Here is a 17,720-nt window from a genome sequence, read left to right on the forward strand (position 1 = left end):
TCACTCTGCCCTGACGCCCGCAGCGCCGCGGGTGCCCCCGGGCAGAGCCGCCCTGCTGCCCGCAGAAGGATCGCGTGACGATGTCCGACCCCGGCAAGAAGCCCGTCGCCCCGACCCGCCGCAAGGCCGGCCGCCACCGCGGCGAAGGCCAGTGGGCCGCCGGGCACTTCACCCCGCTCAACGGCAACGAGCAGGTCAAGAAGGACGACGACGGTCTCAATGTACGGACACGCATTGAGACGATTTACGCGCACCGCGGTTTCGACTCGATCGACGGGCAGGACCTGCGCGGCCGGATGCGCTGGTGGGGGCTCTACACCCAGCGCCGCCCCGGCATCGACGGCGGCAAGACGGCGATCCTGGAGCCGGAGGAGCTGGACGACGAGTACTTCATGCTCCGGGTCCGCATCGACGGCGGCCGGCTGACCACCGCGCAACTGCGCGTGATCGGTGAGATCTCGCAGGAGTTCGCCCGCGGCACCGCCGACATCACCGACCGGCAGAACGTCCAGTACCACTGGATCCGCATCGAGGACATGCCGGAGATCTGGCGCCGCCTGGAGGCCGTGGGCCTGTCCACCACCGAGGCGTGCGGCGACACCCCGCGCGTGATCCTCGGCTCGCCCGTGGCGGGCATCGCGGAGGACGAGATCATCGACGGCACCCCGGCGATCGAGGAGATCCACCGCCGGGTCGTGGGCAACAAGGCGTACTCGAACCTGCCGCGCAAGTTCAAGACGGCGGTCTCCGGCTCGCCGCTGCTCGACGTGGCGCACGAGATCAACGACGTCGCGTTCGTCGGCGTCAACCACCCCGAGCACGGCCCCGGCTTCGACGTGTGGGTGGGCGGCGGGCTGTCGACCAACCCGAAGATCGGCGTGCGGCTGGGCGTCTGGGTGCCGCTGGAGGAGGTCGCCGACGTCCACGAGGGCATCGTCGGCATCTTCCGCGACTACGGCTACCGGCGGCTGCGCACCCGGGCCCGCATCAAGTTCCTGGTGGCGGACTGGGGCGCGGAGAAGTTCCGCCAAGTGCTGGAGGACGAGTACCTGCTGCGCAAGCTCGCCGACGGCCCGGCGCCCGAGCAGCCCCCGCACCACTGGCGCGACCACGTGGGCGTCCACCGCCAGCGGGACGGCCGTTACTACGTCGGCTTCGCCCCGCGCGTCGGGCGGGTGGACGGCACCACCCTGACCAAGATCGCGGACCTCGCCGAGGCGCACGGCTCGGGGCGGGTGCGCACCACGGTGCAGCAGAAGATGCTCATCCTCGACGTGCCCGAGGAGCGGGTGGCGGCGCTCACCGAGGGCCTGGCGGCGCTCGACCTCACGACCGCACCCTCGGCGTTCCGGCGCGGCACGATGGCCTGCACCGGCATCGAGTTCTGCAAGCTGGCCATCGTGGAGACCAAGGGCCGCGGCGCCTGGCTGATCGACGAGATGGAGCGCCGCCTGCCGGACTTCGACGAGCCGATCACGATCAACATCAACGGCTGCCCCAACTCCTGCGCCCGCATCCAGGTCGCGGACATCGGTCTCAAGGGCCAGCTCGTCACGGACGACGAGGGCAACCAGGTGGAGGGCTTCCAGGTCCACCTCGGCGGCGCCCTCGGCCTGGAGCCGGCCTTCGGCCGCAAGGTCCGCGGCCTGAAGGTCACCGCCGCCCAACTCGCCGACTACGTCGAGCGCGTGCTGCGCGCCTTCCAGGAACAACGCGAGCCCGGCGAGCGCTTCGCCCAGTGGGCCGCGCGTGCGGACGAGGGATCCCTGTCGTGAGCGAGAGGGCCGCCCCGTTCTACTGCCCGTACTGCGGCGACGAGGACCTGCGCCCCAGCGAGGCGGGGCACGGCGCCTGGGAGTGCGCGTCCTGCAACCGCGCCTTCCGGCTGTCGTTCCTCGGCCTGCTGGCCAGGGGCCTCGCGCGGCCCGCCGCCGACGACGGCGGCGCAGAAGCACGCTGACGCAACGGGAAGAGGCATCATGACCGCGATCACCACCGAGCCGACCAGGGCCGAGGAGCTGCGCGCGCTCGCCGAGCGGGCGGGCCGCGAGCTGGAGGACGCCCCGGCCCCGGACATCATGCGCTGGGCCGCCGACACCTTCGGCCCGCGGCTGTGCGTCACCTCGTCCATGGCCGACGCCGTCGTGGCGCACCTGGCGGCCACCGCGCGGCCGGGCATCGACGTGCTGTTCCTGGACACGGGCTACCACTTCCCCGAGACCATCGGCACCCGGGACGCGGTCGCCGCCGTGATGGACGTCAACGTCATCACCCTCACACCGCGGCTGACCGTCGCCGAGCAGGACGCCCAGTACGGGCCGCGGTTGCACGACCGGGACCCCGATCTGTGCTGCGCCATGCGGAAGGTTGAGGTGCTTGAGGCCGGTTTGGGGGCATACGATGCTTGGGCCACGGGACTTCGCCGCGACGAGTCGCCCACCCGCGCCAACACGCCGGTCGTCGGCTGGGACGCCAGGCGCGGCAAGGTGAAGATCGCTCCGATAGCCAGGTGGACGGAGGACGATGTGGCGGCCTACGCGGCCGAGCACGGGGTGCTCATGAATCCGCTCCTCCAGGACGGCTACGCCTCCATAGGCTGCGCGCCCTGCACGCGCCGCATAGCGGACGGCGAGGACGCGCGGGCCGGCCGGTGGGCCGGTCTGGGCAAGACCGAGTGCGGGCTGCACGGCTGACATGACGCCGACGACGAGGACACACGAGATGACCGGGACAGGGCAGGGCGCCACCATCTGGCTCACCGGCCTGCCCAGCGCGGGCAAGACCACCATCGCCCGGGCGCTGGCGTACCGACTGGCCGGCGAGGGCCACCGCGTCGAGGTGCTCGATGGCGACGAGATCCGCGAATTCCTCTCGGCCGGCCTGGGCTTCACGCGCGAGGACCGTCACACCAACGTGCAGCGCATCGGGTTCGTCGCCCAACTCCTCGCCTCGCACGGCGTGAAGACGCTGGTGCCGGTGATCGCCCCCTACGCGGACAGCCGCGAGGCGGTGCGCAAGCGCCACCAGGCGGCGGGCACCGGCTATGTCGAGGTGCATGTGGCCACGCCCGTCGAGGTCTGCTCGGTGCGGGACGTGAAGGGGCTGTACGCCAAGCAGGCCGCGGGCGAACTCTCCGGCCTGACCGGGGTGGACGACCCGTACGAGGAGCCGGCCGATCCCGACCTGCGGATCGCCGCCCACGAGCAGTCCGTCGAGGAGTCCGCCGCCGCGCTCTACGCGCTGCTGCGGGACCGGGGGCTGCTGTGAGCGGCGGACGCCCGGCCCCCGGCGGCACACCGGCCACCGGGGAAACCAGCGAGCGAGAGGAAGACAGCATGACCGTGACGGTCCGACGACCCGGACACACCGTCGGCGGCGCGCCGTTCGCCCTGCCGCACCTGGACGTGCTGGAGTCCGAGGCGGTGCACATCTTCCGCGAGGTGGCGGGCGAGTTCGAGCGGCCGGTGATCCTGTTCTCCGGCGGCAAGGACTCGATCGTCATGCTGCACCTGGCGCTCAAGGCGTTCGCGCCCGCGCCGCTGCCGTTCGCCCTGCTGCACGTGGACACCGGGCACAACTTCCCCGAGGTCATCGCCTATCGCGACCGCGTCGTCGCCCAGCACGGGCTGCGGCTGCACGTCGCCTCCGTCCAGGAGTTCATCGACCGCGGCGAGCTGCGCGAGCGGCCGGACGGCACCCGCAACCCGCTGCAGACCGTGCCGCTGCTGAGCGCCATCGAGACCCAGCGCTTCGACGCGGTGTTCGGCGGCGGCCGGCGCGACGAGGAGAAGGCCCGAGCCAAGGAGCGGGTGTTCTCGCTGCGCGACGAGTTCGGCGGCTGGGACCCGCGCCGCCAGCGCCCGGAGCTGTGGCAGCTCTACAACGGGCGGCACGCGCCCGGCGAGCACGTCCGCGTCTTCCCGCTGTCCAACTGGACCGAGCTGGACGTCTGGCAGTACATCGGCCGGGAGAAGATCGACATCCCGGAAATCTACTTCGCCCACGAGCGCGAGGTGTTCGCCCGCGACGGCATGTGGCTGGCGCCCGGCGAGTGGGGCGGTCCCAAGGACGGCGAGCGGACGGACCGGCGCCTGGTGCGTTACCGCACGGTGGGCGACATGTCCTGCACGGGCGCGGTCGATTCGGACGCGGCGACGGTCGAGCAGATCATCGCCGAGATCGCGGCCTCCCGGCTGACCGAGCGGGGCGCGACGCGGGCCGACGACAAGCTGTCCGAGGCCGCCATGGAGGACCGCAAGCGCGAGGGGTACTTCTGATGACCGCACCCGCGTCCGGCATCGAGCCGCTGACCACCACCGCGCTGCTGCGCTTCGCGACGGCCGGCTCGGTGGACGACGGCAAGTCCACCCTGGTCGGGCGGCTGCTGCACGACTCCAAGTCGGTGCTCGCCGATCAGTTGGAGGCCGTCGAGGCCGCCTCCCGCAACCGCGGCCAGGAGGCCGTCGACCTCGCGCTGCTGACCGACGGCCTGCGCGCGGAGCGCGAGCAGGGCATCACCATCGACGTGGCCTACCGCTACTTCGCCACGCCCCGCCGCCGGTTCATCCTGGCCGACACCCCCGGCCACGTGCAGTACACGCGGAACATGGTCACCGGCGCCTCCACCGCCGAGCTGGCCATCATCCTCGTGGACGCGCGCGCCGGGGTCGTCGAGCAGACCCGCCGCCACGCGGCCGTCGCCGCGCTGCTGCGGGTGCCCCATGTGGTGCTCGCCGTCAACAAGATGGATCTCGTCGACTATGCCGAACCGGTGTTCGCGCGGATCGCCGGGGAGTTCACCGCGTACGCGGCCTCCCTGGGCGTGCCCGAGGTCACCGCGATCCCGATCTCGGCCCTGGTCGGCGACAATGTGGTGACGGCGTCGGCCGCCATGGACTGGTACGGCGGCCCTACGGTGCTGGAGCACCTGGAGACCGTCCCGGTGACGCACGACCCGGCCGAGGACCCGGCGCGGTTCCCGGTGCAGTACGTCATCCGCCCGCAGACCGCCGAGCACCCGGACTTCCGCGGCTACGCGGGGAAGATCGCCTCCGGCGTGCTGCGCGTCGGCGAGCGGGTCGTCGTCCAGCCCTCGGGGCGGACCAGCACCATCGAGAAGATCGACGCGCTGGGCCAGTCCGTCGAGCTGGCCTTCGCGCCGCAGTCCGTGACGCTCACGCTCGCCGACGACCTGGACATCTCGCGCGGCGATCTCATCGCCCCGGCCGGCGGCGCGGCCGTCGCCACCCGGGACATCACCGCGACGGTCTGCCACCTGCACGACCGCCCGCTGACCCCGGGCGCCCGGGTGCTGCTCAAGCACGCGACGCGCACCGTCAAGGCGATCGTCAAGGAGATCCCCTCCCGGCTCACCCTGGCCGACCTGTCCCAGCACGCCGAGCCCGGCGAGCTGGTGGCCAACGACATCGGCCGCGTGGTGATCCGCACGTCCGAGCCGCTGGCGATGGACGACTACGCGGTCTCCCGCACCACCGGCTCGTTCCTGCTGATCGACCCCGCGGACGGCTCGACGCTGACGGCCGGCATGGCGGGCGACGCCTTCGCCGCCGCTGCCGCGGCCGGCGACGACGAGGCAGGCGCATGGGACTTCTGACCGGGGCGGCGGACGCCTTCGGGACGTTCGCCAAGGAGGGCGGGCGCGTCGGGAGCGGCGCGCTCGGCAGCGGCGAGGGCGGCATGGGGCGATGTGCGGGCCGCTGACGCCCGCCATGTCCGTTTGCCCACCGCTCGCACGCCGCTCCCCGGAAGGAACCGAGAACCCATGACCGCGATCCGTCTCCCGTCCCCCAGACGAGCCCGCCGCCTGCTGGCCGGCGCGGCGGCCCTGCCGCTCCTCGTCGGCACCCTGGCCGCCTGCGGCTACGGCTCCGAGGCCGAGGACGACACCCCGGCCCCGTCCGGCTCCGGGGACGCCCCCGCCCTGTCCACGGATCAGGTGAACATCGGCTACTTCGCCAACATCACCCACGCCACCGCCGTGGTCGGCCTCCAGGACGACGGCCTGATACGGCAGGCGCTCGGCGGCACCGAGGCCGTTCCGCAGATCTTCAACGCCGGCCCGTCCGCGATCGAGGCGCTGAACGCGGGCGACCTGGACGTGGCGTTCCTCGGCCCGAACCCGGCGATCAACGGCTGGGCCCAGTCGGGCGGCGAGAGCCTCCGCATCGTCTCGGGCGCGGCCTCCGGCGGCGCGGCGCTCGTGGTCAACCCGGACGCGGTGTCCAGCCTGGACGAGCTGGAGGGCGCGCGCATCGCCTCCCCCCAGCTCGGCAACACGCAGGACGTCGCGCTGCTCAACTACCTCGCCGGCCAGGGCTACGAGGTGAACCCGCAGGACGGCACGGGCGATGTCGAGGTGTTCCGCATCCCCAACGCGGAGATCCCGGCCACGTTCGACAACGGCGACATCGACGGGGCGTGGGTCCCGGAGCCCACCGCCGCGAACCTCGTCAGCCGCGGCGCCGAGACGCTGCTCGACGAGGGCGAGCTGTGGGAGAACGGCCAGTACGTCGTCACCCACGTGATCGCCTCGCAGGACTTCCTGGCCGAGCACGAGGACGTCGTCGAGGCCATCGTGCGCGGCGTCGTGCGCACCAACGCCTGGATCAACGAGCACCCGGACGAGGCGAAGAGCCAGTTCAACAGCGCGCTGGCCCAGTTGCCGGGCGGCAGCGAGCTGCCCCCGGAGGTGCTGGACCCGGCGTTCGACCACGTCGAGTTCCTCAACGACCCGCTGGCCCAGACCCTCAAGACCGGCGCGGAGAACGCGATCAACGCCGGCCTGCTGGAGGAGACCGACCTCACGGGCATCTACGACCTTTCCATCCTCAACCGGGTACTGGCGGAGGAAGGGCTTCCGGAGATCACTGAGGACGCCGGCCTCGGCGTCGAGTGACGGCCCCCCACACCACCCAGGAGGTGACACCGATGGCCCTCGCCCTCGACAAGGACAAGAAGGATAAGAAGGACAAGCCGGAGAGTGCCGATCAGGCCGGACCCGAGTACGCCGTCCGCCTCGACCACGTGTCGAAGTCCTTCGGCCGGCCCGGCCGCCAGCAGCTCGTGCTGGACGACATCAGTCTCGATGTCGCCCCCGGGGAGTTCGTCACCCTGCTCGGTGCCTCGGGCTGCGGCAAGTCGACGCTGCTGAACCTGACCGCCGGGCTGGACGCGGCGTCCGCCGGCACCATCTCGGTCCCCGGCGGGCGCCCCGCCCTGATGTTCCAGGACCACGCGCTCTTCCCATGGCTGACCGCCGGCCGGAACATCGAGCTGGCGCTGCGGCTGCGCGGCCTGCCGAAGAACGAGCGCCGGCCGGAGGCCGAGCGGCTGCTCGCGCTGGTCCGCCTGCAGGGCGCCTACGGCAAGCGCGTCCACGAACTGTCCGGCGGCATGCGGCAGCGCGTCGCGCTGGCCCGGGCGCTCGCCCAGGACAGCCAACTGCTGCTGATGGACGAGCCGTTCGCCGCGCTCGACGCGATCACCCGGGACGTGCTGCACGAGGAGCTGACCCGGATCTGGAACGAGACCGGCGTGTCGGTCCTGTTCGTCACGCACAACGTGCGCGAGGCGGTGCGCCTGGCCCAGCGGGTCGTTCTGCTGTCCTCGCGCCCGGGCCGGATCGTGCACGAGTGGGAGGTGCGGATCGACCAGCCGCGCCGCATCGAGGACGCCGAGGTGTCCGCGCTCTCCGTGGAAATCACCGAACGCCTCCGGGAGGAGATCCGCCGCCATGGCCAGCAGTGAGACCCGCGAGAAGCGCGCGGGCACGAACGACCTCGCCGGTCTGGAGGCGGGGCTCGACGCGCTGGAGACCGCCCCGGCGGCCGAGCGGCTGCCCATCGGCCGCATCCTGCTGACCAAGGTGCTGCCGCCGATCGTGGCCGTCGGCCTGGTGCTGTTCGTCTGGCAACTGGCCTACTGGGCCGAGGTCCAGCCGGACTATCTGCTGCCGAGCCCGGCGGACGTGGGCGCCGAGTTCAAGGAGATGTGGCTCCAGGGCACCCTGTTCGAGTACATCTGGACCAGCGTCTCGCGCGGCATCCTCGGCTTCCTCATCGCGGTGGCCGTCGGCACCCCGCTGGGCCTGGTGGTGGCCCGCGTCAAGCTGGTCCGGGCCGCGATCGGGCCGGTGCTGACCGGCCTCCAGTCGCTGCCGTCGATCGCCTGGGTGCCGGCCGCGATCATCTGGTTCGGCCTGACCAACGGCACCATCTACGCGGTGGTGCTGCTCGGTGCCGTGCCGTCCATCGCCAACGGCATCGTCGCGGGCGTCGACCAGATCCCGCCGCTGTATCTGCGGGCCGGCCGGATGCTGGGCGCCCGGGGCCTGACCAGCGTCCGGCACGTGCTGCTGCCGGCCGCGCTGCCCGGCTACCTGGCGGGGCTCAAGCAGGGCTGGGCGTTCTCCTGGCGGTCCCTGATGGCGGCGGAGCTGATCGTCCAGTCGCCCAGCCTGGGCACCGGCCTCGGCCAGCTCATGGAGGGCTTCCGGACCATGCAGAACATGTCCGGCGTGCTCGCCACGATCATCCTCATCCTGGTCGTCGGCGTCGCCATCGACCTGCTGTTCTTCTCGCCGCTGGAGCGCCGCGTGCTGCGCAGCCGCGGCCTGCTCGCCCGAGTGTCATGACCTCCCCCACCCTGCTGGTCATAGCCCACGGCAGCCGCGATCCCCGGCACGCCGCGACCGTGTCCGCGCTCACCGCGCGGGCCCGGTCGCTGGCGCCGGGGCTGCGCGTCGTCACCGGCTTCCTCGACTTCAACGTGCCGCGCGTCGACCAGGTCCTCGCCCGGCTGCACGCCGAGGGAGAACGCCACGTCGTCGCCGTCCCGCTGCTGCTGACCCGGGCCTTCCACGCCAAGACGGACATCCCCGCGGTCCTCGGCGAGCAGGCCGCCCGGCTGCCGGGACTGATCATCCGGCAGGCGGATGTCCTGGGGCTGGGGCAGACGCCGCGCCCGGAGGCGCCGCTGCTCGCCGCGCTGGAGCGGCGGCTGGCCGAGGCCGGGCTCGACCCGGCCGACCAGGCGGCGACCGGTGTCGTGCTGGCCGCGGCCGGCTCCACCGACCCCGAGGCGATCGCGGTGATCGGCCGGCTCGCCCGGCACTGGCGGCGCACCGGCGGCTGGTGCGCGGTGCGGCCGGCGTTCGCGTCCGCGTCGCGGCCCACGACGGCGGACGCCGTCCGCGCGCTGCGCGCGGACGGCGTCCGGCGGGTGGCCGTGGCCCCCTATGTCATCGCGCCGGGCCGGCTGCCCGACCGGATCCTGGCCGGCGCCCGGGAGGCGGGCGCCGACCTCGTGGCCCCGGTGCTGGGGGACGCACCCGAGCTGGCCCGGCTGCTGCTCGCCCGGTACGCGGCGGCGGCCCGCCCCCGGCTGCGCGCCCTGCTCGCGGGCTGAGCCCGGCACAGGACGCGCCACCGAACGGTCAGCTCCCGGGCGGCGTGTACTTGTAGCCCACCCGGCGGACCGTGACGATCCGCTCGCGGTGCGCCGCGCCCAGCTTGCGGCGCAGCCGCGCGACGTGGACGTCCACCGTGCGCTGGTCCCCCACCGGGCCGTAGCCCCAGATGGTGGCGACCAACTGCTCGCGCGTGTAGACCCGGTGGGGGTGCTTCACCAGGTGGGCGAGCAGCTCGAATTCGAGGTAGGTCAGGCGCAGCGGCCGGCCGTCCACGGTCGCGGTGCGTTCCTCGGTGTCGACCGTGATGCCCCGCCCGGTGGCCGGGGCCGGGGGCGGCGCCGCGGTGCGGGACGCGTTGATCAGCTCGGTGAGCTGGTTCGGCTGGGTCCCGGCCGGGGCCAGGACCAGATAACCGACGAGCGGCACGGTGCTGTTCGTGGCCTCGGGGCTTTCCGGCACGAGCGTCACGGTGAGGTCGGGCAGGTCGGGGAGAGCGGTGAGGTGCCGCATGGTCGGCTCCTTCCTGTGGAATCGGTCAGGCCGCCACGGCGGGCGTGTAATGCTGCGCGTCGTCGCCCTCGACGACGCGGCTGTGCTCTCCGTCGATGCCCACGGGCACGTCCCCGGCGACGGTGACCCGGTGCAGCAGGCGCGGCAGGTCGCCGTAGTCGTCGGGCGCGTAGTGCTGGGTGATGCGGTTGTCGAAGAGGACGAGGTCGCCCGGCGCCCAGCTCCACCGCACGACGTTCTCGGGGCGGGTCACATAGCTCTGGAGGATGCGCAGGATGTCGCGGGACTCGTCCGCGTTCAGGCCGACGATCCGCTGGGCGAACCCGCCGATGAACAGGCCGCGTTCACCGCTTTCCGGGTGCACGCGGACCACGGGGTGCGCGGTCTGGTACTTCCGGGAGACGCACTGCCGGCGGTGCTCGGCGGCCTTGGCGTTGCGCGGCTCGGCGTAGTCGTTGGTGTGCACGGCCCACAGCCCGTCGGCCAGTTCGCGCAGCGGCCGGGGCAGGTCGCGGTAGGCGGCGGCCGAGTTGGCGATCAGGGTGTTGCCGCCGAAGGGGGGCACGACGAGGCTGCGCAGCGTCGTCGCCTTGGGGGGTGTGCGGACGAACGTGACGTCGGTGTGCCAGCGGTTGGAGCGGATGCCCTCCGCGCCGTTGACCGGCAGGATGTGCGGCTGCCCCTCGGCGGCCGGCACGGTGGGGTGGGCGGTGGTGAGCTCGCCGAAGAGCGAGGCGAACCGGATCTGCGCGGCGTCGTCCAGGCGTTGGTTCCGGAAGAAGAGCGCTTTGTGCTCGATCAGCGCGGAGTTGATCTCGGAAACGACGCCGGATCCCAGGTCGCCGGCGATGTCGACGCCGGTGATTTCGGCGCCGATGCGCCCGCCGATCCTGCGAATGTCGAAACCGGTGGTGGTCATGCGGTGCTGCCTTTCGGGATTCTGTGCCGGAAAAGGGGTGCGAAGGCAGCCGAATTCGTCCCGCGCGCCGGGGCACACGCGAACAGACGCGTGGCGAAGGGCGGGAAAAGTGTGAGCGGGCGAACGTCGGCTGGCGCGGGTCAGCGACCGGCGGCACAGATGGCGCTGGCCTGCCGTCGGAGATCGACGTGCAGGCGCACTACGAGAAAGTCAGCCTGGCTCACGATAGGTGAGCATGCCAGCCGTTCTCTTGGCCGTCAAGGTATTTGTTTTCCCCGCCGGCCCCTTCGCCGGACCCCGGCTTGACCGGCGCCGCGCGCCGCTGTCACTGTGATTCCATGCCGACCAGCAAGCGCTTCTTTTCCCGATGGCACGTGGACCTCGTCCGCGTCGCCAGCGCGCTGTGTCGCCGCGGTCGTCGTTTCTGAACGACCGCGCTCTCGCCCGGTGTTCCGCCGTGGGCGCGGTGGTTTTCCCCGTCTCCGCCCGCCGACGACACCGTTGCGAGGTTCACCATGTCCCTGCCCACTCCTGTCGTGCTCTCCCCCGGCGAACTCGCCGACACCGTGCGCCGGTTCGCCGCCCGTCCCGCACTGTGGCGCCCGCTGGTGCGCTTCACCTCCCCCGGCCGCCACTACCGGCGGCTGGAGGTGACCGCCGACCACGAGGTGTGGCTGCTGACCTGGCTGCCGGGCCAGGGCACCGAGATCCATGACCACGGCGGCTCCGCCGGCTCGTTCGGCGTGGTGGAGGGCGCCCTGACCGAGCGCGCGTTCCACGCGCCCGCGCCGGCGCCCCGGCTGCTGGGCACCGGGGCCGTGCGGGCGTTCGGCCCGCGCCACATCCACCAGGTGACCAACCGGGGCGCGCGGCCCGCCGTGAGCATCCATGCCTACGCGCCGGCCCTGACGACCCAGTCCTACTACGCGCAGGACGCGGACGGCGGGCTCACGCTCGTGCGCACCGACGCGGTGACGGAGTAGCGCCATGCCGATCGACGAGCATCTGGCGGCCGTGCGCCGCGGCCTGAACCGGCTCGGCCCGCGGGAGGCGCACGCCGCGGTGCGGGCGGGTGCCGTACTGGTGGACACCCGCCCGGAGTTCCAGCGCTCGGCGGGCACGATCCCCGGCGCGCTGGTCATCGAGCGCAACCATCTGGAGTGGCGCCTGGACCCGGCCAGCGGCGCGTCCGTGCCGGAGGCGACCGGCCCGGACGTGCGCTGGATCGTGTTCTGCGACGAGGGCTACGCGTCCTCGCTGGCCGCGGCGTCGCTGGTGGCCATCGGGCTGCGCCGCGCCACCGACCTGGCCGGCGGCTTCCAGGCGTGGCGGCGGGCCGGCCTGCCGGTGACGCCGCCCCTTAGCGTGCGCTGAGGAGCCGCGTCTCGGCCTCCGCGTCCAGGCCGAGCGCGGCGCGCGGGGGCCGGTCCGGCAGGACGCCGTCGCGGCCGGCCAGCCAGGCCCAGGTGTCGGCGACCGTCTCGGCGGCGGGCCGGCAGCGCAGCCCGGCGGCCAGCGCCTTGGACACATCGGAGCCGTGCAGTGCGTCGTGGAACTCACCGGGCGGGGTCCACAGGGGCAGTTCCGTCCAGGGCGCGACCCCGGCGGCCTCGACCGCCTCCGGGTCCAGCCAGCGCAGCTCGGCGGCGGAGCCGGTGACGTGGACGCACAGGTCGAGCAGTTCGCCGATGCTGGTGTGCCCGGGCGGGCTGACCAGGTCGTAGGGGCCGGAAAGTTCGCGTTCGGCCGCGTCCAGGGTCCAGATCGCCAGGTCGCGGGCGTCGATGTACTGCAACGGCAGGTCGCGCGGGCCGGGCGCGGGCACCGTGCCGCCGCGGGCGGCGCGGTTGAGCCACCAGGGCAGCCGGCCGACGTTCTCCCAGGGGCCGAGGATGAGGCCGCAGCGGACGAGCAGCGTCCGTTCGGCACCGAACTCGGCCTGTGCGGCGAGCTCCCCGCCGCGCTTGTCGTTCGCGTACTCGGTCGGGCCGGCGTCGGGCGAGGCGTCCACCACCGGGCCGTCCTCGGTGAGGCCGGCGGGCATCGGCCAGCGGTAGACCGACCGGCTGGAGATGTAGGCGTAGTGGCGCGCCCGGCCGGCCAGCAGCCGGGCGGCGTCCCGGACGGCGACGGGCGCCGCGCTCCAGGTGTCGACGACGAGGTCCCAGGTGCCGCCGTCCAGCGCCGCCAGCCCGTCGGGATCCGCGCGGTCCCCGCGCAGCGCGGTGACGCCGGGCGGCGGTTCGGCGCGCCCCCGGTTGAACACGGTGACGTCCCAGCCGCGGGCCAGGGCCTCCTCGACGACGGCCCGGCCGACGAATTCCGTTCCGCCCAGGACCAGGAGATGTGTGCTGCCGCTCATGACGGCCAGCCTTCCCCCGCCCGGCCCGGAAGCGGAAGCCCGCCCTGCCGTCAGCAGATTCGCCGAGAGCGGACAACGCCCCCGGCGCGCCCGGTCACCCGGCCAGCTCCAGCAGCTTGGTGACCGTGCGCCAGTTGCGGCCGGTGGCCTTGCAGCCGCGCGGGGCGGCGGCCAGGGCGTCGCCGAGCTTGCTGCGGCCCATGCCATCGGGGAAGTGCGCGAAGATCTCCCGTTCCCCCAGCCGGAATTCGTCGGGGGCCAGGGCGACCGGGTCCAGGGCGGCGAACGGGGTGTCGGCCGGCGGCCGGTCCAGGAAGAGAACCAGCAGCCGGGCCGGGTCGATGGTGTCGGCGGGGAACGGGCAGCGCGCGGCGGTCGCGCGCAGCTCGTCGCGGGTCAGCACGAGGCAGTCGACGGGGAAGCCGAACCGTTCGGCGATGGCTTTCTCCAGCGCGGCGGTCAGCTCACCCGGGTCGGCCGCCGGCGCGGTGAAGACCGCGTTGCCGCTCGCCAGGAGGGTGCGGGCGGAGCCGTGCCCGAGCTCGGTCAGCAGCAGCCGCAGCTCGGCCATGGGCACCTTCTTGTGGCCGCCCACATTGATGCCGCGCAGGAGCGCCACATAGATGTTCGCATTCCCGTTCGAATCCATGGGGGCAGCCTACGGCGGCGGTAGGACAGTCACGAGACGGGCCGGGAGTCCTCCCACGCCCACTCGAACTCCTCGCGGTACGTCTCGTACAGGCTGAGCTCCCCGTCGGCCGCCGGGTCGTCGCGCTGCACTATCTCCCGCCCGGCCCGCCGCAGCACGAGCGCCGGGGTCTCCATGCCGCGGCTGCGCCTGAGGTAGGACTGGACGACGGCAACCCCGTCGGGACTGTCCGCGTCCACGAAGTAGGCGCTGAAACGGGGGGTGTCGTCGAACACGTGGATCTGGAACGCCTCGGGGTCCCGGACCTTGGCGCGCACCCGGCGCATATGGAGGATGTTCGTCTCCACGGTGCGGCCCAGCTCGCCGCGCTTGAGTCCGAGCTCGCGCTCGCGCCGCCGCATCGCGCCGCTGGCCGGGTTGAGGAAGAGGAGCCGCAGCCGGCAGCCGGACTGGCCCAGGCGCACCAGGCGGCGGCCGGGGTAGTTCTGCACGAGGAGCCCGAGCCCTATGCCGACCGCGTCCAGCCGCCGGGCACCGCCGAACAGATCCTCGGCCGGGAGCTGCCGTTGCAGCCGCACCCGGTCCGGGTGCACCCCGGCCACATCGGTGAACCGTTCGCCCACCAGCCGCTCCACCGCGTCGGCGGGCAGCCGCCCGGCCGAGGGCGGGGCCCCGGAGTCCAGCAGCCGCAGCAGCCGGGCGCAGCCGCGCTCGGCCTGGTCGAGGACGGCCCGGCTCATGCCGCGGTTGCGGCTGACGGCGCTGCGGGCGACCTCCAGCTCGTCGAGGGTGAGTTCGACCTCGCGCCTGTTGTCCAAATACGGCGCAAAGCACGGCCAGTGCTGCACCATGAGTTCACGCAGTTGCGGAAGGGTGAGAAAGGCGAGCACCGTGTCATCGGCAGGATCGAGCAGATGCCCCTTGCGGCGGCTGACCTCGCGCAGGGCCGCGGCCCGCTGCACCCACTCCTGCCCGGTGGGCCCGGCGGCGGCGATCTCCCACTCCTCGCCGTGCACCGGCTCGTACACCGGGCGCAGCACGGCGGCGACGACGGAGCGCAGCCGCTGCTCGACCAGATTGAGCCAGACATACGCGCGGCCCGCCCGTTCCACCCGGGTGCGGACCTCCGACCAGTCCTGGGCGCTCCACTCCAGGTCGGCCCCGATCTCCACCGGGCGCGGCACCGGGACCGCCCCGGCGGACACCTCGGCGGTCTCACCCCCGTTCCCCGAGGGCAGTTCCAGCCCCGAAGAGCTCACCGCCTGCACCGCCTTCCGCCCCGCTGATGGATCAAGGAAGCCTACTGCGGCACCGGCCGCAGCCGCAGCACAGTCGGGAATCAACTGCGCTTGTCGGCGCGGCCGTCGGGGCAGAGGGTCTGCATGACGCGAGCGCGCCACACGCCCACGGCTACGTACCGGCTGCAACTCCAGCCGGACTTCCCGTTCGCCGCGGCCGTCGAGATCGTGCCCTACGTGGCCTCCCTGGGCGTCTCCCACCTCCACCTCTCGCCCGTGCTGGAGGCCGTTCCCGGCTCGGCGCACGGGTACGACGTCACCGACCACGACCGGATCCGCGAGGAGCTGGGCGGCGAGGAGGGGCTGCGGCGGCTGGCCGCCGAGGCGCGCGCGCACGGTCTGGGACTGGTGCTGGACATCGTGCCCAACCACATGGCGGTGCCGGCGCGTACCGATCTCAACGGGCCGCTGTGGGAGGTGCTGCGGGACGGCCCGGCGGCGGAGCGCGCCGGCTGGTTCGACATCGACTGGGCCGCGGGCGGCGGGCGGGTGCTGCTGCCGGTGCTCGGCGGGCCGCTGGGCGGGGAGCTGGACCGGCTGTCGGTCGTGGACGGCACGCTGCGCTACGCCGACCACCGCTTCCCGCTGCGCCCGGGCACCGAGGAGCTGTCGCTGCCGGAGCTGCTGGACGCGCAGCACTACCGGCTGGCGTGGTGGCGGCTGGGCCGAACCGAGGTCAACTACCGTCGTTTCTTCGCCATTTCCGAGCTGATCGGGCTGCGGGTGGAGGACCCCGCCGTCTTCGAGGCCACGCACGCCACCGTGCTGCGGCTGCTGGACGAGGGCGTCGTGGACGGGCTGCGGGTGGACCACCCCGACGGCCTGGCCGATCCCGGCGGCTATCTGCAGCGGCTGCACCGGCGGACCGGCGGGGCCTGGATCGTCGCGGAGAAGATCCTGGGCCCGGGCGAGCAGGTGCCCACCGGCTGGCCCATCGCCGGCACCACGGGGTACGACGCGCTGCGGCACATCGACGCGATGTTCACCGACTGCGACGGCGCCGCCGAACTCACCGAGCACTACCGGGCGTTCACCGGCGCGCCGCCGGACCTGGGCGGCGAGTGGACGGCCACCGTGCGGCGCGCGGCCTACAAGATGATCAGCCATGAGCTGGCGGCCGAGTGCGACCGGCTCACGCGCACGGCCGTTCATGTGTGCGCGGCGGTACCCGAGCTGCGGCTGCGCGACCACGCGCCCTGGACCCTCCGCTCGGCCCTGATGGAGCTGCTGGTGCGGCTGCCGGTCTACCGGCCCTATGTCACGGGCGACGCGCCGCCCGCGCCGGTGGACGAGGCGATGCTGGTCACGGCCGCGGACGGGGCGCGCACGGCGTTCGCGGTACCGGCCGAGGCCACGGCGGTGGACACGGTGCGGGAGCTGGCGCTGGGGCGGTTCGGCGAGGGCGAGGGGCTGACCGATTTCCGCGTGCGCTTCGCCCAGGTGTCGTCCGCGCTGCGCGCCAAGGCGATGGAGGACACGGCCTGTTACCGGTACGCGCCGCTGCTGTCCGCCGCCGAGGTCGGCGGGGACCCGGGGGTGCCCGCGCTGCCGCCGGCCGCGTTCCACGCGTTCTGCGCCCGGATCCAGCGGGACTGGCCGCTGACCGGCACGGTGCTGTCCACCCATGACACCAAGCGCAGCGGAGACGTCCGCGCCACCGTCGCCGCGCTGAGCGAACACCCGCGGGCCTGGGCGGAGTTGGTGACCAGACTCACCGAGGACACGGCCCGCGCCGGGGCGCGCGCGCCCGATCCGCATCTGGCGTGGACGACCTGGCAGACGGCGTTCGCGCTGGGCTTCCCCGACCGGGAGCGGCTGCTGGCCGCGCTGCTGAAGACGGTGCGCGAGACCGGGCTGCACACGAGCTGGACCGAGCAGGACGGCGCGTACGAGGCCGCGGTGGAACGTTTCGTGCTGGCCGGCCCGTGCGGTCCGCCGCTGTATCCGCTCACGGAGTTCGCGCGCGAACTGGCACCCCAGGTGCGGGCGAACATCCTGGGCGCGGCCCTGCTCCATCTGACGATGCCGGGCGTGCCGGACGTCTACCGGGGCAGCGAGCGGCACTACCTGGCCCTGGTCGATCCGGACAACCGGCGGCTGCCGCAGTTGCCCATCGCCCAACTGGCGGCGCTGGACGACGCGTTGAGCACGGGATACGACCTGGCCACCGAGAAGCTGCGGCTGACGGCGACGGCGCTGCGGCTGCGCCGGGACCACGCCGAGTGGTTCGGCGAGCTGGGCGCCTACGAGCCGCTGGCCGCCGACGGGCCGGCCGCCGACCACTGCCTGGCGTTCGCGCGCGCCGGGCGCGTCATCACGGTGGTCACCCGCCTCACCCGGCGGCTGACCGCGGCCGGCGGCTGGGAGACCACGCGACTCCCGCTGCCGCCGGGCACCTGGCACGACGCGCTGAGCGGCCGTTCCGCGTCCGGCACGGTCCGCCTCGGCCAGCTCCTGACCTCCGACCCCGTCGCGCTGCTCGTCCGGGAGGGCTAAGTCCTGTCCGGCCAGATCGGCCGGACAGGGCCTATGCGCCGGAGTAGCCTCGGGGG

Annotated in this window: 20 protein-coding genes; 14 read left to right on the plus strand and 6 right to left on the minus strand. The window is 73.3% G+C overall.

Annotated elements, in window-relative coordinates:
• Positions 1 to 80: 80 nt before the first annotated feature.
• The 10 genes from RM590_RS15895 to RM590_RS15940 all read left to right on the plus strand — a co-directional run bounded on the left by RM590_RS15895 (position 81) and on the right by RM590_RS15940 (position 9,426).
• Positions 81 to 1,775, plus strand: coding sequence for a nitrite/sulfite reductase (locus RM590_RS15895; RefSeq protein WP_311705219.1), 1,695 nt, complete (start codon positions 81 to 83; stop codon positions 1,773 to 1,775).
• A complete protein-coding gene (locus RM590_RS15900; RefSeq protein ID WP_311705220.1) occupies positions 1,772 to 1,960 on the plus strand; it encodes a hypothetical protein in 189 nt (62 codons plus the stop codon). Before RM590_RS15895 ends, RM590_RS15900 begins: the two co-directional genes overlap by 4 nt.
• A gap of 19 nt (positions 1,961 to 1,979) precedes the next feature.
• Positions 1,980 to 2,693 (plus strand): phosphoadenylyl-sulfate reductase, encoded by a 714-nt coding sequence (locus tag RM590_RS15905; RefSeq protein ID WP_311705221.1) that lies wholly within the window; start codon positions 1,980 to 1,982, stop codon positions 2,691 to 2,693.
• Positions 2,694 to 2,721: 28 nt separating this feature from the next.
• Positions 2,722 to 3,267, plus strand: coding sequence for an adenylyl-sulfate kinase (cysC, locus tag RM590_RS15910; RefSeq protein WP_311705222.1), 546 nt, complete (start codon positions 2,722 to 2,724; stop codon positions 3,265 to 3,267).
• Between the two features lie 68 nt (positions 3,268 to 3,335).
• Positions 3,336 to 4,277 (plus strand): sulfate adenylyltransferase subunit CysD, encoded by a 942-nt coding sequence (cysD, locus tag RM590_RS15915; RefSeq protein WP_311705223.1) that lies wholly within the window; start codon positions 3,336 to 3,338, stop codon positions 4,275 to 4,277.
• Positions 4,277 to 5,614, plus strand: a complete 1,338-nt coding sequence (locus RM590_RS15920; RefSeq protein ID WP_311705224.1) for a sulfate adenylyltransferase subunit 1 — start codon at positions 4,277 to 4,279, stop codon at positions 5,612 to 5,614. The genes cysD and RM590_RS15920 overlap by 1 nt, the downstream gene beginning before the upstream one ends.
• Positions 5,615 to 5,782: 168 nt before the next feature.
• Positions 5,783 to 6,916, plus strand: coding sequence for an ABC transporter substrate-binding protein (locus tag RM590_RS15925; protein WP_311705225.1), 1,134 nt, complete (start codon positions 5,783 to 5,785; stop codon positions 6,914 to 6,916).
• Between the two features lie 32 nt (positions 6,917 to 6,948).
• Entirely contained in the window at positions 6,949 to 7,767 is an 819-nt protein-coding gene (locus tag RM590_RS15930) for an ABC transporter ATP-binding protein (RefSeq protein ID WP_311705226.1), read from the plus strand.
• A complete protein-coding gene (locus tag RM590_RS15935) occupies positions 7,754 to 8,653 on the plus strand; it encodes an ABC transporter permease (protein WP_311705227.1) in 900 nt (299 codons plus the stop codon). Before RM590_RS15930 ends, RM590_RS15935 begins: the two co-directional genes overlap by 14 nt.
• The gene (locus RM590_RS15940) at positions 8,650 to 9,426 is read left to right on the plus strand and encodes a sirohydrochlorin chelatase (protein WP_311705228.1); all 777 of its coding nucleotides are present in this window, start codon (positions 8,650 to 8,652) and stop codon (positions 9,424 to 9,426) included. The genes RM590_RS15935 and RM590_RS15940 overlap by 4 nt, the downstream gene beginning before the upstream one ends.
• A gap of 28 nt (positions 9,427 to 9,454) precedes the next feature.
• Here the strand turns inward: RM590_RS15940 and RM590_RS15945 are convergent, their stop codons facing one another.
• From RM590_RS15945 to RM590_RS36025, 3 genes are all read right to left on the minus strand, one after another.
• Positions 9,455 to 9,940: a winged helix-turn-helix domain-containing protein gene (locus RM590_RS15945; RefSeq protein WP_394813870.1), complete on the minus strand. Its 486-nt coding sequence runs from the start codon at positions 9,938 to 9,940 to the stop codon at positions 9,455 to 9,457.
• 25 nt (positions 9,941 to 9,965) lie between these two features.
• Positions 9,966 to 10,859 (minus strand): TauD/TfdA dioxygenase family protein, encoded by an 894-nt coding sequence (locus tag RM590_RS15950; RefSeq protein WP_311705229.1) that lies wholly within the window; start codon positions 10,857 to 10,859, stop codon positions 9,966 to 9,968.
• 140 nt (positions 10,860 to 10,999) lie between these two features.
• Positions 11,000 to 11,083: a putative leader peptide gene (locus RM590_RS36025; protein ID WP_107484989.1), complete on the minus strand. Its 84-nt coding sequence runs from the start codon at positions 11,081 to 11,083 to the stop codon at positions 11,000 to 11,002.
• Between the two features lie 114 nt (positions 11,084 to 11,197).
• Here RM590_RS36025 and RM590_RS36030 point away from each other — a divergent pair, with 114 nt between their 5' ends.
• The 3 genes from RM590_RS36030 (at position 11,198) to RM590_RS15960 (ending at position 12,233) form a co-directional block, all read left to right on the plus strand.
• Positions 11,198 to 11,287, plus strand: a complete 90-nt coding sequence (locus RM590_RS36030) for a putative leader peptide (RefSeq protein WP_394813871.1) — start codon at positions 11,198 to 11,200, stop codon at positions 11,285 to 11,287.
• A gap of 87 nt (positions 11,288 to 11,374) precedes the next feature.
• On the plus strand, positions 11,375 to 11,842 hold the full coding sequence (locus RM590_RS15955; protein WP_311705230.1) for a cysteine dioxygenase: 468 nt from the start codon (positions 11,375 to 11,377) through the stop codon (positions 11,840 to 11,842).
• A 4-nt stretch (positions 11,843 to 11,846) separates the two neighbouring features.
• Positions 11,847 to 12,233, plus strand: coding sequence for a rhodanese-like domain-containing protein (locus RM590_RS15960; RefSeq protein WP_311705231.1), 387 nt, complete (start codon positions 11,847 to 11,849; stop codon positions 12,231 to 12,233).
• Here the strand turns inward: RM590_RS15960 and RM590_RS15965 are convergent.
• From RM590_RS15965 to RM590_RS15975, 3 genes are all read right to left on the minus strand, one after another.
• The gene (locus tag RM590_RS15965) at positions 12,220 to 13,221 is read right to left on the minus strand and encodes an NAD-dependent epimerase/dehydratase family protein (RefSeq protein ID WP_311705232.1); all 1,002 of its coding nucleotides are present in this window, start codon (positions 13,219 to 13,221) and stop codon (positions 12,220 to 12,222) included. The two genes, RM590_RS15960 and RM590_RS15965, sit on opposite strands and share 14 nt — an antisense overlap.
• Before the next feature lie 94 nt (positions 13,222 to 13,315).
• A complete protein-coding gene (locus tag RM590_RS15970; protein ID WP_311705233.1) occupies positions 13,316 to 13,870 on the minus strand; it encodes a DUF1697 domain-containing protein in 555 nt (184 codons plus the stop codon).
• 29 nt (positions 13,871 to 13,899) lie between these two features.
• Complete coding sequence (locus RM590_RS15975) at positions 13,900 to 15,129, minus strand: SAV2148 family HEPN domain-containing protein (protein ID WP_311705234.1); 1,230 nt, start codon at positions 15,127 to 15,129, stop codon at positions 13,900 to 13,902.
• A 123-nt stretch (positions 15,130 to 15,252) separates the two neighbouring features.
• Between RM590_RS15975 and treY the strand changes: the two genes are divergently transcribed.
• Positions 15,253 to 17,664: a malto-oligosyltrehalose synthase gene (gene treY / locus RM590_RS15980; protein WP_311705235.1), complete on the plus strand. Its 2,412-nt coding sequence runs from the start codon at positions 15,253 to 15,255 to the stop codon at positions 17,662 to 17,664.
• Positions 17,665 to 17,720: the final 56 nt, after the last annotated feature.

The sequence above is a fragment of the Streptomyces litchfieldiae genome (genome assembly GCF_031845365.1).
GTDB classification, from domain to species: Bacteria; Actinomycetota; Actinomycetes; order Streptomycetales; family Streptomycetaceae; genus Streptomyces; species Streptomyces litchfieldiae.